This is a genomic window from Wolbachia endosymbiont of Cylisticus convexus (assembly GCF_003344345.1).
Map to the genome: position 1 here is coordinate 1 of NZ_QPIP01000032.1, position 16,499 is coordinate 16,499.

Here is a 16,499-nt window from a genome sequence, read left to right on the forward strand (position 1 = left end):
TATAGAGAAGAACACTTGTTTGTATTGAAACAAGAATATGCAGCATATACTTTTTTTCAAACCGAATGTGATAAAAGTATAGAAAATTACTATAAAATATTTGAAACAAAGTTGAATGAGAACGGAACATTGAATAAAATAAAAAAGCGGAAGCAGAAGAATAGTCCAGATTTTGCCGTAGACGAAGATTTATATCGAATAACGGGAATGGGTTTTACTAAAGTTCCAAGACTTGATGTATTAAGTGTACAGACTATCATTTCAGAAACAGGTATAAATCGCAATAAATGGCAGACAGAAAAGCATTTTTCTTCATGGCTTGGGTTGAGTCCTACTAATAAAATTACAGGAGGGAAAATTATTGGAACAAGAACACGTAAGGTTATAAATCGTGCTGCGAATGCCTTGCTGTGTATCAAGACTGCACTTGGTGCATACTGCAGGAGGTTTTAAAGAAGCGACTAGAGATACCGAAAGCAATTACTGCTACAGCAAGAAAATTGGCATGTATTTTTTACAATATGCTAAAATATGGAAAAGAATATGTAGAAAAAGGAATTGATTATTATGAGAAACTTTATCAAGACAGGGTTATGAAGAATCTAAGTAGAAAAGTCCTTGAATTTGGTTATGTCCTGGTTAGAAAGGATCAGTTAATTGAAGGAGTTTATTAGGAGGGGTTATAACAACAGATTTTTAAGATCGTTTACAGCTTTTTTCATATCTTTAGCTCTAAATATTGCTGATCCAGCAACTAATATATCTGCACCTGCTTTTATTGCATCAGCTGCGTTAGAAAAGTTAATTCCACCATCTACTGAGACTTGTGTTTTAAGACTACGCTCCTGTGTCATTTTCTTTATAATAGGTATCTTGCGCAGCTGCGAATGAATAAACTCCTGTCCTCCAAATCCAGGGTTGACTGTCATGATTAGCACAATATCTAGCTCATGTATTATATATTCAAGCATACTTGGAGAAGTTGAAGGGACAATTGAAACTCCAACTTGTATTGTTTTTTTCGTATTATTTATGTTTTTGTATGATTTTATCCTTCTTACTAGCCTCTCAAGGTGTATCTCTGCTTCTGCATGTATAGTGATAATATCAGCACCAGCTTCTATAAAGCTTTCAATATGGTCACCAGGAGATTTAATCATTAAGTGTACATCAAAAGGAAGATTGCTATATTTGCGTATTGCAGAGATAACATTCGGACCTATTGTAATATTTGGAACGAAATTTCCATCCATAACGTCTATGTGTATATAATCTACATCCAAGTCGCTAATTCTTTTTACTTCCTCCCCTAATTTTGCAAAATCTGCTGAAAGTATAGAAGGTGCAATTTTAATACCCATGGACTACTTTTTACCAAAAATAAAAAAAGTAACTTATTTTTTAAACTCTGTCATCCCAATACTACATGAGTCCTATTGAGAAATTTTTTTATATCTTACGTGTAGTTGTAATATTTGAATTATCTTGTTTAGGTTGAACCATAAATAGTTTTCACCACAAAAAATTGTTAGCATAAGTAAAAAAAAACGCAGTGCTTGTAATTTATCTGATGTTTTCTTCTGCTCAACTGATAAACGCTCAAGTATCTGTGGCTATTGCAATAATCATTAGACTCTTTTCTTCGCTCCTTCTAAATATTCCAACACAGTTTTATGCAGCGCAGTCCAAGACATTTGCTTTTCCATATCTGGTATAAATTTTTGTTTCCAAGTGTCCTTAAATTCTTGAAACCATTGCTTCTCAAAATTTTGGAAATCAGATAAAATTTTTGACCTAAACTCATTAATTAAACTCGAAACTTCTATAGCCTTTTCAGAGCTTATAGACTTAAAAGACAATATTTCATTCTTTAAAATATCCAACTTTGTAAATATATTAAGCTTAAATGGCATATAAAGCGAAGATCTTATATTATACCTTAGATAAGAGTCGTAATATAGCTTAATCTTGTACATGAGCGTAGCAAATGCACTAGAAGAAATATTATTTTTATATTCTGCAAAAGAAGATAATAAACGCTTGTAATCCTCTTCATTCAAAAATGGTGGTTGTAAACTTGATTCAATTTTATTACTAAAAGATGTGAATTTGTTGAAAATACAATTGCCATATTCACTTAAAAATTTAGGCAAAATATCTTCCTGTTCTAATTTTAGAGGCAAGTCTTTTCTAATTTCTTTCGGCAAGTGGTGCATTGAAAACTGATTGATAACCCACGCAAAATTCTCATCAAACTCATTTGAGTAATCAGCGCTATTGTCAGTGTTACCTTCTTTGTCGTTCCAAGGCAGTATTTTATAAAAAAAATTGTTCAACCTTTTTTTTAATTTCAAAATATTTTCACTCTTATCACCTACCTTATACAAAACCTCATTTACTTTTTGTCTTGCATCTTGAGGACTGATTCTATCACCTATATGCAGTCCGATGCCATTTTTCTCTAATAATTCCCAATCAAACAACTTATGTGGATCGGGCTTACGCATTGCGTAGCTTTCAATGGCTGAGTTATATACTATAGTACCTATTTCAGCGTGACTAAATATCATATCTTTTCTAATTTTAAAGCGTTTCATGAGGTATAAAATCAGATCTTTGACAGATTTCATTTGCTCTTCTGGAAAAGGCTCAAGCCCTGTGTTTACAATCTCTATACCTATAGAATAATCATTCAGCTTTTGTAGCTCTTTAACCACATTATCTATTTGAACTTTTGCATAACTTATACCAGCATGCCACGCTCTTTTTTCCAGTGGGACCATCAGAGTAATGCTGCCATCCCTATCGACAATAAGTTGTACTGATATCCCTGCAGAATTTAATGCGCATTTTGTGCTTTTTAATGTTGGTGATTCGGTATGATGCACCACCACCATCAACACTTTTTTGCCTTCCCTATCATCATAATTTGAATTTGACACAGGATCTAAAAATATTGGATTTTTTAATGATGTTTTCAAATCTTGAAAATCGTTCTCGATATCAATTAAGCAAGATTGCTGTCCATATATAAGAGGCGATACAAGCAGCAACAGAAATAAAACTGACAAACATTTTTTTACTATAAGTCTCATGCAGCTCTAGCATCCTACAAATTGCCCGCAATATAACTAAATTAACATAATACGCATAAAATGTTTACTTTTTTTCAGCCAATCAAGACTTGCTACAGCTACAATTAGTACTTTTATCATTACATTTTGGCGTTCTTACTATTACCCACAAATATAAATGGACATAAAATAAAGGACTAGAATATTAAAGTGTGCAAATATTGAGGATATAAAAATGGCAAGTGAATGGGCTAAAAATGAATTTGGAGATGCAGTACTTGGAGATAAAAGATTAACTGATTGATTAGTAAATATTGTTAGTAAGTATGCCTGAAAGTTCAATCAATCAGGCATGTGGAAGTTGGTCTGAAGCAAGTAGCACCCACAACTATCCACTGCATTAAGGTTCGCACCTTGCTCAGCTAGGTACTTTATAATGTCATTAACATCACTTCTATTAAGAGCTATATACTCTAATATGCTAACATCTTTCTGTAACTCACGTTTAACTATAGATTTATTTACCTCACAGATTGATTTTATTGCTTCCAAATCTGGGATCACCTTTCTGATTGCAGCTGTAAAGCTTACACCTTGCTCTATTAAATACTTAGCCATTTTGTTATCAACAGCATACCTTAACAAATTTCTACCACTTGCGAAATTAACCTCAGCAACAACATCTTTAATAATAGAACTATTTCTAAATCATCCTTGATAATAGTGCTACAAAGTTCCTTTAATACAGAATCTTTCTTCTCTTTCTTCAGCTAGAATTTTTTGTAATGCTTCAGAAGTCATAAATATACTTCAACACACATAAAAAAGTATATCCAAATCAGAATCGTTTGTAAAGGATTTTTAGATATTAGCTTGCCCAAAGGTTAATTTATTTTATAATCTTTCTGTATTCTAGAAATTTGAATTAAATGAACTGCTATAAGACTCACACGTGTAACGAATTAAGGAAGAGTGATGTAGAAAAGGAAGTTACCCTCTCTGGGTGGCTGTATCGCAAACGTGACCATGGTAACCTAATCTTTGTTGATTTAAGAGACTTCTATGGAAGAACTCAGCTAGTGTTCAATAATGATAAAGACTTTTTTGATGAGATATCAAATTTAAAATCAGAGAGTGTGATTACTGTCACAGGAACAGTCAAAGCTAGAACTGAAGATACGGTAAATAGCTCTATTTCCACAGGAGAAATTGAAGTTATAGTTAATAATTTGTGCATTGAGTCGGAAGTTGAGTTCTATCGTGATGAAGAGATAGCAAAAGAAGAAAGGAGTATATTAGCAAGTATCGCCGGTGAGCAAGAATACCCAGAAAACATGAGATTTAAATATCGTTTTCTTGACTTAAGGCGTGAAAAAGCCCGTAACAACATTATTCTGCGCTCACAGATCATCGCAGAACTCAGGAAGATCATGATAGAGCAAGGGTTTTTAGAAATTCAAACTCCAATACTTACTGCTTCATCTCCTGAAGGAGCACGTGACTACTTAGTGCCAAGTAGGCTGAATCCTGGTAAATTCTATGCATTACCACAAGCTCCGCAGATTTTTAAACAGCTACTCATGGTTTCAGGGTTTGATAAGTATTTTCAAATTGCCCCATGTTTCCGTGACGAAGACGCAAGGGCTGACCGTTCTCCTGGGGAGTTTTATCAGCTAGACCTTGAAATGTCTTTCGTAACTCAGGAGGATATATTTCAAGTTATTGAATCTACTTTATATAAAGTGTTTGCTAAATTCTCTCGCAAATCAGTTGATAAAGATTTTCCGCGCGTTACATACAAAGACGCAATGCTCAAATATGGCTCTGATAAGCCAGATCTACGTAATCCATTATTAATCAGCGATGTTACAGAAATTTTCCGTGATTCAGAGTTCAATATTTTCAAAAACAATATTGAACGCAGTATGGTAGTCAGAGCCATCCCTGCCCCCAAAACAGCAGAGGAACCTCGTAGCTTCTTTGATAAAAAAATAGAACATGCACAAAAAGAGTTTGGCGCTAAAGGTCTTGGGTATATAACATTTGATAAGGACGGCATTGCAAAAGGACCAATTGCTAAATTCCTCAATGACAATCGGCTAAATTCTATAAAAGAAATAACAAATATAGAGCCTGGGGATAGTGTGTTTTTTGCTTCTGATAAGAAAAATGAAGCAGCAATAATTGCAGGGAAAGTGCGTACTCTTTTGGGATCAGAACTAGGTCTTATAGATGACAATATCTTCAAGTTCTGCTGGGTCATCGATTTTCCATACTTTGTGTATGATGATAAAAGCAAAAAAATAGATTTCTTTCATAACCCATTCTCCATGCCGCGTGATGGCTTGAAGGATTTAGAAGAAAAAGATCCACTGGACATCCTTGCTTACCAATATGATCTTGTTTGCAATGGAATAGAGCTGTCAAGTGGGGCAATTCGTAATAACAAACTGGATATTATGTACAAAGCTTTTGCCATTGCAGGCTACAGTAAAGAAGAAGTTGATACAAAATTTGGTGCGCTTGTGCGTGCATTCAGGTTTGGAGTGCCACCTCATGGCGGTATAGCACCAGGGGTTGATAGAATGGTTATGCTACTTGCCGATGAGCCAAACATTCGTGAAGTAATCTGTTTTCCTATGAATCAGCAGGGTGAAGATGTTCTAATGGGTGCTCCTTCTAAAGTGGACAATAAACATTTATGCGAGTTATCTCTAAAGGTTATTGAGTAAAAATTTTATAGTAAAGTGTGGTAAATCGGAAGTCATGAATGATATTCAAAAAGCAGTACTATCAAGCATAATATGCAATATGATTATATGGTATGAAGTAACTCTATTTGGAGTTTTAACACATATAATAAGCAACGTTTTTTTTCCTTCAGAAAGTGATTATTTAAGCACAATCAAATTTCTTGGCAGTTTTGCAATTGGCTTTGGATTCAGACCACTTGGTGGATTTATTTTTGGTTACATTGGAGATAAGTATGGCAGGAGGAAAATTTTGCTGACTTCCGTAATACTAGCTTCGATATCGTCTACTGCAATTGCAATTATACCAAGTTTTAGAGAAATAGGAATATTTTCTCCTATATTACTTCTGCTTTGTAGAATAATACAAGGAATGGCAACAGGAGGGGAAACGAGTATCAACTCAGCCTTTTTGATAGAGCATTCAAGCGATAAAAAAAATCTAGGCTTTTTAGGTAGCATGAAAGCTTTCAGTGGTGCTCTTGGTTCTATTACATGTTTTGTAATGATAGCTATTTGCAAAAAATTTACAGGTGAAAATTATGAAATTTGGGGCTGGAGGTTGCTCTTCTATTTCTGCTTTATTATGGGCATAATAGGCTTCTTAATAAGATACATAATGGAAGAGAGCCTAGCATATAAAATTCATGGTCAAAATAAAAGCTTATCTGATTCTCCATTTTTAGAATTAATCAGGGACTATAAAAAGGCATTTGTGCTAGCAATTGGGCTTGGCGTTGCCCAAAATGCAATTGTTTATTCAGCAATCATGTTTTACAACATATCTGTCAAAGAACTTACTTTCTCAGGCATTGATATTAAAAATGTAGTAAGGATTGTGGTTGAAATCACATTCGGAACGTCTGCAGTGCTGTTTGCAATACTGTCTGATAAAGTTGGAAGAAAAAACGTGATAATTCCTACATTAGTAGCTTTAGCTTGCATCAGTTTGCCGGCACTTTCGCTATTATCACATAATAATCACTATATTATAACGCTCACTTTCCTATTAATAAGTGTGCCGATAGGTGCATCTTTTGGAATATATAATTCTCTCGCCTGTGAGTTATTTCCAACGAAAGTTAGGTGTACCGGCTTCAGTTTAGCTCATAACATATCAGCAGGTATTTTTGGTGGCCTTTCTCCATCGATATGCATGTGGCTTATAGAAAGAACTGAAACAAAACTTGCAGCAGGGATTTACCTTACTATCTGTGCATTAATTAGCCTAATATCTGTACTTCAAATTAAAGCCAAAGACAGAAAAGTTGATTGGTGAAATCGTTCAGTCGAAAGATAGCACTTCAATAGACTTTTCGATGTGTTTAGGGGCAGGAGCAGTGATAGTAATTTCTTTATTATTTGGTAATTTTAAAGATAAAGAATGTGAATGAAGGTGAATCTGATTTACTGCTCCATTAATAAAAGCTTTTTTACCACCATATTTACCATCACCAAAAATAGGGCAATTTATATGAGCTAAATGTGCACGCAACTGATGGGTTCTACCGGTAATTGGTTGTAATTTTAAATAAGCAACATTATGTTTTAATCTTGATATAATTGAAAAATGCGTAGTGGCATTTTGAGGTGAGTCTTCATCAATAACCACTTTTTCTTGCCCTGAAACATATTTTTTTGCTAATGGATAGTCTATTGTTCCATTATCCTTGCTCGGTATACCAGAAGTTAATGCTAGGTAAGTTTTTTTTATCCTCCGTCCTTTAAATTCTTCCATAAGGTATCTGGCAACACTAGCATTGCGCGCGAATATGATTACTCCGCTTGTATCTTTATCGAGTCTATGGACAATTTTAAATACTTCCCCTTCTCTTATTTGGTCAAGCAAATCACTAATGCTAATTTTTACCTTTATACCACCTTGAACGATTACTCCTGCGGGTTTGTTTATAGCTAATATATATTCGTCTTCATATAATATGTTCTCTCTTAGTAGATTTGCTAGCTTTTCATTATATTTACGATCAGAATTAGTGTTTTCAATATAATCTAAGTATCTTATCGTTATAGTTTGCCCAGAATTCACTCTATCGCTGGATTTTGCCTTACAATTATCAACTTTGATTAATCCTTTCCTTAAAGACTTCTCAATTACAGATTGCTTCAGGTCTGAAAAAATTTTTCTGATATACCTATCGAGTCTAACGTTATTGTCTTCTACTAATATAGCTTTGTGGCATTCCATTATTTATAATAAACATCAAAAAATATCAATTATCGGTTAAATGAACTACATTTCTGAACAGTAGTTACTCTACCTTCCGTATGACCACCTATCGTTACACTCATCTGTTTCTGTACTAGAATCTGAATCCATTTCAGTACTGAGCTTTCTTTTGCGATATGTCCATCTGCAAGGACTATGTGCTCTTTGTTCTTTTATTCCTCCATCCATTTCAGCTGGACACGCTTCAGCGCTAGACTCTAACTGCGTATGTGTAAGGGTGTTAGCTAAATGCCCTATTTCATTAGACTTTAACTGCACACGTGCAAGGGTGTTAGCTAAATGCCCTATTTCATTAGACTTTAACTGCACACGTGCAAGGGTGTTAGCTACTTCTCCTTCTATCGTATCTAGTGCTGTGTCAGATTCTTCTGACTCAATTGTAACATCATAAGCTCGTGCTTGCGCTTTTTCTTTCTTTTCTGCTCTTTTTAGAATACTCTTTATATGGCTACTTTTAGCACAATCTATCGCTTTTTCACCACATTTGTTTTGAATCCAAATACTTGCCCCACAGCTTATCAAGGTCTTTATTGCTTCCTCATGGCAATTCATGGTAGCATAATGTAAAGGAGTTAATCCTAAAGTATCCTGTGGATTCATCCCTGCTTTATAAATATTTAACGTCTCTATTACGTTCTTATGGCCATTGATGGCAGCATGATGTAAAGCAGTTAATTTTAAATCTGCACTTGCATTAACGTTTACTCCATATTCTAATAGAGCACGTACCTTTGGTATATCACCACGTCCGGCAGCATGACGTAAAAACTCAGTTCCTATCAATTTCGTCATATCCTCCTGTATTTCAAGTTGTACTATAGTACCTGCTGCTTCTAAATAATTACATGTATTAGTAAAGAGTAGCATTTTATGTGGATCCTTCCTCTCAATATTTGCTCCGTGTTCTATTAGGAAATCCATTACTTCTCTATTGCCTCTTCTAATAGCACAATCAAAAGGAGCGTATCCCCATGTATCCATCTGGTTAATACTTGCTCCATACCTTGTTAAGAGCTCTACTGCTTCCATATTACCATTCGTAACAGCAATATGTAAGGGAGATCGCCCAATTAAATTATCCTCTATATTAACATTTGCACCATATTTTGATATGGCCTGTAATAGGATCTCTAATATTACTGTATTATTCTTTGCAGCAGCCCAATATAAAGGAGTCCATCCAAGTACATCCACTGCCTCAATATTTTTGCCAATATTCTTATCGTTTTTTATTATACAATCCACCATTGCTTCATCAACATTTGCGACAGCAATATGTAAAGGAGTAAGTTTAAGCGCCCCATTCTTCTTAACATCTGCTCCACTATTCATTAAGAACTTTACTACTTCTTTATGGCCATTCCTGGCAGCCTCATATAAAGCAGTCAATCTCGCTAGATCCTCCGCATTAACATCTGCTTTATTTTTTACTAAGATCTCTGTTACTTCTATATCGCCATTTGCAGCTGGCTGATATAAAGTAGTCCGTTCAGATGAATCCAACTGATTAACATTTGCCCCTCTTTTTGTTAGCTCTAATACTACTCTTATATTGCCTTTTTCAGTAGCCCAATGTAAAGCAGACCATTTAGAAAATGGACTTTCTGTGTTAATATCGCTTTCTTTTACTTCAAGCAGAGCAATTGATACATTTTTCAGCTCAAAATCAGTAGCTAAATAAAATAACGTGTATGGAAAACGTTCATTAAAACAATTTACTGTAAACCAATGATTTATATCAAATTTGGCTTTCTCCCACTCTCTATACACATTTCCACTTGCTCTCTTTAGTACCTCTAGTGTCTCTAGCGTCCTTCGTGCGTCTAGCATCACTGGTACCTTTTCTGAGATCTTTCGTGCATCTAGCACATCCTCTAGCACCACTGCTTTTGATTCTCCTGATGTCTCTTTTACACCCGATCTTTTTAGTATTTTTTTTACCACCTTTTGTGCATTTGATATCCCTGTCTCCTTTAGTATCTTTTTTGCTTCTTTTGGTGTTTGTGGTACATTTAGCACCTTTAGTCTCTTTTTTAGTGGCTCTTGTGTCTCTTGTACTCTTGCTTAGTTCATGTGATACCTCTTCTAACATTCTTGATATTTCTGGTGTCTCTAGTACCCTTGGTCTCTCTAATGTCTTTTTTTATTTTTTCAACTACATTATCTTTACTTAAATTTACCTCTTGATCAATTACACCTAATATTATTTGCCACTGCTCATATGTCATTACCATAGCTTTACCTCATACTATATTTTGATGCTATACATTATGGTACAATGGTCAACACATTTTTCCATAGCGTAACTTGAGAGTCTAAAAGACTGTTATCAACTTGCAGAAAACCAAGCTTGCCTGAAACCACTTAATTGATTATAATTATAAGTTTTAAGGCAGCAAAATGACAGCTTTTTTTCCTTTGTTTATTTTTTTGATCTTATACCTTGGAAGTGGTATCTATTTTTCCTTCATCGGAATTGATAATCCGCTTCGCCAAGTTTCACCGATAATTTGCCTACTACCGGCGCTATTTTTTGCTATTGCACGCAATGCAGGTAAAATTCAACGTAGCATCGATACTGTCATCGAGGGTATGGGTGATAAAAATACCCTTACTATGTGTTTAATTTTCCTATTTTCTGGAGCATTTTCTGTGGTGACTCAATCAATTGGTAGTGCAGATACCGTTGCTAATTTAATTCTCAACTTTCTTCCAGCAAGATTACTACTGTCTGGAGTATTTTTGGCTTCCGCTTTTATATCAACTGCAATTGGCACATCTATGGGAGTTGTTGTATTAATGGTACCAATAGCTGTTAACTTAGCAAAAAGTGGGGCTTTTGGTCTTGAAATCGGAGCTGCAACTGTAGTTGGGGGTGCCGTATTTGGTGATAACCTTTCAATGATATCTGACACTACTATTGCATCTATTTCTTCACAGGGGGCTACGATAAAAGATAAACTTAAAGTAAATTCTAAAGTAGCATTTGTTGCCAGCATTATAACACTTGTCTATCTAGCAGTTATGGCAGATAGTACAAAAATTATTCCTACATCAAATTTAGATTATTTATCAGTAATAAAGATTATTCCTTATATTTCTTTAATAATCATGGGGTTATTTGAAGTTACTACTTTAGTAACAATAACCGTAAATATAATTGTTGCTAGTGTACTAGGGATGACTTTTTTTGACTATACTATCATTCAACTCTCTCATAACATATATGACGGTTTCACGAAAGTAAACGAGATAGTGATATTCGCTCTATTTATTGGCGGGCTAGGCAATATAATGTATAAACAAGGTCAAAAGGCGTTACATAAACTTATTGATGAAAGTAATATTACAAAAACTAAAGCTGAATTTGTAATAGCGGGAATAGCATCTATGTTTACTGTTTTAGTTGCTAATAACACCATTGCTATTTTATTAAGTGGCGATATTGCAAAAAGGCTCGCGCAAAAGCACAATATTCCGTCATACCGTAGTGCATACTTGTTAGACATTTTTGCTTGCGTTACAAAAGGCATTTTGCCTTATGGTTCTCAATTACTGCTAGCAGGTAGCATCGCTTCTGTTTCACCTATTTCTTTGTTAACGCAGGTGTATTACTGCTTTATTTTAGCAGCAGTTACAGTAGGTGAAATAATCATCAATGGCAGACGTTGCGCGGCTACAACTTAATGTATAGCGATTTCTCTTCATGTTACATTTTTTGTACCCATAAGAAACGATTTGCCGTTTCCATGAGCTACTTGGATAAGAAGTCTATTGACAAAATTGTTCCATTTTTCTCAATAGGTTTTGTTTTTCCCTTATTAGCAGAGCATAAAACTTAACTTTTCAGCAAACCTTATTTTAACTCTAACACGCTAACTATGAAACAGTCTATATTACCATCGAAAACAGAGTTTATATTACCCACTTCATGTCCAGTCCTTAAATCCTTCACCATTTGATACGGATGCATAACATACGATCTGATCTGACTGCCCCAACCTATATCGCATTTTTTGCCATATTCTTCAGCCATTTTCTGTTCTTTTTTTTCCAATTCAATTTGATACAAACGTCCTTTAAGTAGTTTAAGTGCTTCATCTTTATTTTTATGCTGAGAACGACCATTTTGGCATTGAACTACAACACCTGTTGGAATATGCGTAATACGTACCGCACTTTCAGTCTTATTTACATGCTGACCACCTGCTCCAGAAGCACGGTAAGTGTCGATCTTTAAATCCTTTTCATCCACAACGATATCTATTGAATCTTCAATCACTGGAGTTACTCCTACACTTGCAAAACTGGTATGACGTTTACCATTTGCATCAAATGGTGATATTCTTACCAATCTATGAACTCCACTTTCGCTTTTTGCCCACCCGTAAGCTTTTTCTCCGATGATCTTTATTGTTGTAGATTTTATACCAACCGCATCACCATCTAATTTTTCTACAACTTCAACTTTAAAGTTGTGATAAATTTCTGCCCATCTTGTATACATGCGCATGAGCATCTCAGCCCAATCATTGCTCTCTGTTCCGCCAGCTCCTGAGTGGATTTCCAAAAAGCAGTTATTATTATCTGCTTCACCAGTAAATAAGGATTCTTTCTCTTTAAGTTTGATCAATTTCTCTAGTTTAGCTAATTCATTTTCAACTTCAGAGAAAAACTCTTCATCATTCTCATCAATAGCAGACTTCATTAAGCTGACGGCATCATTGTAATCGCTTTCTAGCTTTGAAAACGACTCTATGTCATGCTTAATTTTAGAACGTTCTTTTAAAATTTCTTGTGCCTTTTGATTGTCTTGCCATAGATTATCATTCGACGCTTGAGAATCCAGTTCCTCAAGACGCAACTTTAATTTTTCTATGTCAAAGACACCTCCTGATAAGAGAAATACTTTTATTTAAGCCTTGAAAGTATTCAAGGATTTCTGGATGGGTTTTCATTATACTTTAGATTTTAATATATTTATTATCACTAACAATAACAGCAAACAAAATAGAAATTTAACCATATAATAGTTAATTCAAAATAATTTTATTATACTTGAATGTTCAACAAAATCAAATGTGTATATTTATTAAAAAATAAGGTAAAGTAATGAATATTAAAACAAGTTCTCATTATGGTTTAGACAAAAAGGCTATTGATAACTTAATAGAGTCACTCGATAATCAAGAATTAGAAAATGTTCGTAATATTGTAAAAACGATAGATAGCGTTCAGTTAGCTTATTTTTTATCTACTTCGATCAGTGATCACAGGGAGAAATTAGTTAATATCCTTGATCAACATTTGTTAAGTGATGCCCTAGTGCATGTGGTGCCAGATTTACAAATAGAGATCATAGAAATATTGGGAATAGAAAACACAGCAAAGTTGCTAATGCTTCTTGATGTAGAAGATATAGTAGCCATAGTGAAAGACTTGGATAGAAAGTCTATAGAAAATATACTTAACTACTTACCCAATGCAACTCAAAAATTAGTAGAGGAATTGTTATCATACCCAGAAGAAAGTGCAGGAAGGTTGATACATAAAAATATGGTTATAGCTCCATATTATTGGACGATAAATCAGCTAATGGAATTCTTGCGCAACTATAAAAAAATACCAGAAACATTTTATCAAATTTTCATCATTAACTCGAAATTAGAGCCCATAGGTAGTTTCAACTTAAATAAGGTAATATCTCACTCAGGAGAAACAATAATAAAAGAGATAATGAGTCAAGATATAAAAATAATTAAAACTGGAATGGATCAAGAAGAAGTAGCAAGAATATTTAAAGATTACTCTCTATTATCAGCTCCAGTAGTAAATAAAAATGGTAAAATTATAGGTGTAATCCTCATTGAAGATGTAATCAAAATTGTTCAACAAGAAGCAGAAGAGGATGTACTTAAAATAAGCGGTGTATCTTCTAAATCTGATATAAATGCCCCTATACATAAAACTATAATTAAAAGGTTACCTTGGTTATTGTTTAACCTCTTAGCTGCAACAATATGTTCTATAGTAGTTGGCTTTTTCGATAACGTAATACAAAGTTTTATAGTACTACCAATAATTATGCCAATTATTGCATCAATGAGCGGAAATGCAGGGTCCCAAACGGTAACACTAACTATCCGTGCAATCGCAACAAAATATCTAACTGAGCAAAATGCAAAAAGAATACTTATAAAAGAATTTATGATAGGTCTTATAAATGGGATAATTTTATCTGCAATTTCACTCGTAGTATTAGCAATAAGGTTCCATAGTTTAAAAGTGGAGATCATTTTCGTGATTTCCATGATTGTAATGTCGGTCACTGCAACATTTATCGGCACTTTCATTCCTATAATGCTCCATCGTTTAAGATCCGATCCTGCTATTTCCTCTTCAATTTTAACATCAGCAACAACTGATATTCTCTCAGCTCTTATATTTCTCGGTCTAGCCACAATCTTTTTATTAAATAGCTAAACCGTGCTATATAAAAAAATTGCTTTACAAGCTTTGCCGTCCCCTTTACCATAACGTTCAGAAATAGACTTCTTTAAAACTAGGATAAGAGGAAAAAACATAGCAAGATAAGTATTTTTAGTGAGGGAAAAGGTGAAAATAGTAGAAGAGTTGGATGATGAAAAATTTCGCAGGTTAAAGGAGTAAAAAAGGTAACATTTAATAAAATGGTGGAGATTTTACGGGAAGGAAAAAAGGCTAAAGGAGGTAGGAAAAACAAGCTGAGCGAGGAAAATATGCTGCTTATGGTATTGTGGGAATATGGAACATATTTTCATAAAGCTATGGAGTAAGTGAAAGCACAGCGTATAAAATAGCAAAATGGGTTCTCTAATAAAACATCCAGCTGAAGTCCAAAATATACTGGTTGATGCGGGCTGGCTATGTTGCATAGCACTGATAGGCATGTAAATCACAATGAATTTACGCAGCTAATTTAAATTTAGCCATACCTATATCAGTAAATTTGTTCAGTAAGTAGCACTTAATTAACACACGATTTACCTCTGATTTATTTTTCAAGCCAAACCCAAATAACCTATAGAAAAAGACTTCAATATAAGACCGTGCTCCATACTTAACTTTTTTCTTCCATTCATTAATACCATCTTCATAATTCTCATCAACTATGTTTTTTAAAATTTTTTGAATTTAGTCTTATTACAACTCTTATTTATAGTTTTGTATTCTTATTCAATTGAAAAACGTATTTTTGGCAATAAAAACCCTAGTTCATTACAGAAAGAAATTTATATCAAACAACTACCACTGCTTAGATCTTATGATTAATGAATATGTGCTTTAAATTTGTGTGGCGCGCATATTCATTAACCTATTTTCTTATGCAGATTTTAAAAATTTGCGTTAATTGCTTCTTTAAGCCTTGCATTAGCAATCACTATAATTTTGCGCATTAGAGCTGTTATGACTACCATCTTCTTTTTACCTCTACCAATGAGAGCAGAATAAAAAGCACCAAGTGCAGATTTAGTCCTTGAAGCAGCCATCGCAGATGTAAAAAGCTTTTCACGAACGTTCCTTCTGCCACCACTTATTCTGCGATAACCAATAGCTTTACCACTTTCTTTTGGATGCGGGGCAACTCCAGCAAGACTAGCAACTTCTTGCCTGCTTAAGTAGCCAAGTTCTGGCATCAAGCATACAAAATCTTGTGATAACTTTTTACCTATTCCTGGTACTGTTCTTATGATTTTTTGGCGCTTTTTTAACTCTGGATTCTCATCGATAATTTTTTGTATGGCATCATTGAGCTCATCTATTTGACTGTTAAAAAAGTCAATAGTTTTTTGGCAACTTTCTTTTATATAGTCGTTTTCAGGTGCTTTCAGTCTACATTTCTCTTGAGCTCTTATTTGTGTAAGGTCATCACGACGTTGACAAAGTGCAGCTAAGGCTGTTTGTTCTTTTGACATAGGCACAAATAGAGATAGAGTACTATAACGCTCAAATCCATATTGAGCAAGGGCTCTTGCATCTGATTGATCAGACTTTGCTAAAATTCCATGAGATAAGGTAAAGCTTTTTACTTTGCGAGTATTAGCTCGATGTACAGCAACATTCTTATCAACCAGAAAGTGTGCTAAGCCAAGCTCATATTTTCCTGTATTTTCCAAAGTTACAAAAGAATTAGGTAGAATATTTGAAAAATTTTGAAACAATTGTTGCCAACCAGCAGCATTATTATCAAACTTGATAGTGTTCTTTTGGTTGTGAACTGCAGCAACATTTTTAAATTTTCCGATATCAATGCCAATAAAATTTTGATAAGATGTAATCATAATAACCTCGATTAGTTTTAGTTAATTTAAGATTGTAAACGGGTGCATATGTATGTCCCACACAACTATTCAAACGTATCGAGAGATAGGGCTAGTGTACCTTGAT

The 16,499-nt window shown here is 34.2% G+C and carries 12 protein-coding genes and 4 pseudogenes; 7 read left to right on the plus strand and 9 right to left on the minus strand.

Going from position 1 to position 16,499, the window contains the following annotated elements; all coding sequences use genetic code 11:
• Positions 1 to 674: pseudogene (locus tag Wcon_RS04485) on the plus strand (transposase); the annotation flags it as partial.
• 6 nt (positions 675 to 680) lie between these two features.
• On the opposite strand, the gene rpe reads toward Wcon_RS04485, so the two are convergent.
• Positions 681 to 1,361: a ribulose-phosphate 3-epimerase gene (gene rpe / locus Wcon_RS04490; protein WP_114517367.1), complete on the minus strand. Its 681-nt coding sequence runs from the start codon at positions 1,359 to 1,361 to the stop codon at positions 681 to 683.
• A 267-nt stretch (positions 1,362 to 1,628) separates the two neighbouring features.
• Entirely contained in the window at positions 1,629 to 2,981 is a 1,353-nt protein-coding gene (locus Wcon_RS04495) for an N-acetylmuramoyl-L-alanine amidase (RefSeq protein WP_237350036.1), read from the minus strand.
• Positions 2,982 to 3,309: 328 nt separating this feature from the next.
• Between Wcon_RS04495 and Wcon_RS04500 the strand changes: the two are divergent.
• Positions 3,310 to 3,466: pseudogene (locus Wcon_RS04500) on the plus strand (IS4/Tn5 family transposase DNA-binding protein); the annotation flags it as partial.
• On the opposite strand, the gene Wcon_RS11415 reads toward Wcon_RS04500, so the two are convergent.
• Positions 3,417 to 3,719: a hypothetical protein gene (locus tag Wcon_RS11415; protein WP_179947485.1), complete on the minus strand. Its 303-nt coding sequence runs from the start codon at positions 3,717 to 3,719 to the stop codon at positions 3,417 to 3,419. The pseudogene Wcon_RS04500 and the gene Wcon_RS11415 sit on opposite strands and share 50 nt — an antisense overlap.
• A 284-nt stretch (positions 3,720 to 4,003) precedes the next feature.
• Here Wcon_RS11415 and aspS point away from each other — a divergent pair, with 284 nt between their 5' ends.
• Positions 4,004 to 5,806 carry an aspartate--tRNA ligase gene (aspS, locus tag Wcon_RS04510; protein ID WP_114517370.1) on the plus strand — a complete coding sequence of 601 codons (1,803 nt, stop codon included), beginning with the start codon at positions 4,004 to 4,006 and terminating at the stop codon, positions 5,804 to 5,806.
• Between the two features lie 34 nt (positions 5,807 to 5,840).
• Entirely contained in the window at positions 5,841 to 7,103 is a 1,263-nt protein-coding gene (locus Wcon_RS04515) for an MFS transporter (RefSeq protein ID WP_114517375.1), read from the plus strand.
• Between the two features lie 6 nt (positions 7,104 to 7,109).
• On the opposite strand, the gene Wcon_RS04520 is transcribed toward Wcon_RS04515, so the two are convergent.
• From Wcon_RS04520 to Wcon_RS11940, 3 genes are all read right to left on the minus strand, one after another.
• Entirely contained in the window at positions 7,110 to 8,030 is a 921-nt protein-coding gene (locus Wcon_RS04520; protein ID WP_114517371.1) for an RluA family pseudouridine synthase, read from the minus strand.
• A gap of 69 nt (positions 8,031 to 8,099) precedes the next feature.
• On the minus strand, positions 8,100 to 10,091 hold the full coding sequence (locus Wcon_RS04525; protein ID WP_237350037.1) for an ankyrin repeat domain-containing protein: 1,992 nt from the start codon (positions 10,089 to 10,091) through the stop codon (positions 8,100 to 8,102).
• A gap of 50 nt (positions 10,092 to 10,141) precedes the next feature.
• Complete coding sequence (locus tag Wcon_RS11940; RefSeq protein WP_237350038.1) at positions 10,142 to 10,306, minus strand: hypothetical protein; 165 nt, start codon at positions 10,304 to 10,306, stop codon at positions 10,142 to 10,144.
• 166 nt (positions 10,307 to 10,472) lie between these two features.
• Between Wcon_RS11940 and Wcon_RS04530 the strand changes: the two genes are divergently transcribed.
• Complete coding sequence (locus Wcon_RS04530; protein WP_114517372.1) at positions 10,473 to 11,759, plus strand: Na+/H+ antiporter NhaC family protein; 1,287 nt, start codon at positions 10,473 to 10,475, stop codon at positions 11,757 to 11,759.
• Positions 11,760 to 11,928: 169 nt separating this feature from the next.
• On the opposite strand, the gene prfB is transcribed toward Wcon_RS04530, so the two are convergent.
• Positions 11,929 to 13,030, minus strand: a protein-coding gene (gene prfB, locus Wcon_RS04535) for a peptide chain release factor 2 (protein ID WP_237350039.1) whose coding sequence is annotated in 2 segments (ribosomal slippage) — positions 11,929 to 12,963 and positions 12,965 to 13,030 — 1,101 coding nt in all. Because the reading frame shifts where the segments join, the coding sequence is not laid out codon by codon here.
• Between the two features lie 154 nt (positions 13,031 to 13,184).
• On the opposite strand from prfB, the gene mgtE reads away from it, so the two are divergent.
• Together mgtE and Wcon_RS11945 are read left to right on the plus strand one after the other, a co-directional pair.
• Positions 13,185 to 14,555: a magnesium transporter gene (gene mgtE, locus Wcon_RS04540; RefSeq protein ID WP_114517374.1), complete on the plus strand. Its 1,371-nt coding sequence runs from the start codon at positions 13,185 to 13,187 to the stop codon at positions 14,553 to 14,555.
• A 132-nt stretch (positions 14,556 to 14,687) separates the two neighbouring features.
• Positions 14,688 to 14,922: pseudogene (locus Wcon_RS11945) on the plus strand (helix-turn-helix domain-containing protein); the annotation flags it as partial.
• A 95-nt stretch (positions 14,923 to 15,017) separates the two neighbouring features.
• Here the strand turns inward: Wcon_RS11945 and Wcon_RS13335 are convergent.
• Positions 15,018 to 15,206: pseudogene (locus tag Wcon_RS13335) on the minus strand (IS5 family transposase); the annotation flags it as partial.
• Between the two features lie 239 nt (positions 15,207 to 15,445).
• Entirely contained in the window at positions 15,446 to 16,393 is a 948-nt protein-coding gene (locus Wcon_RS04550) for an IS110 family RNA-guided transposase (RefSeq protein WP_063630491.1), read from the minus strand.
• Positions 16,394 to 16,499 lie beyond the last annotated feature (106 nt).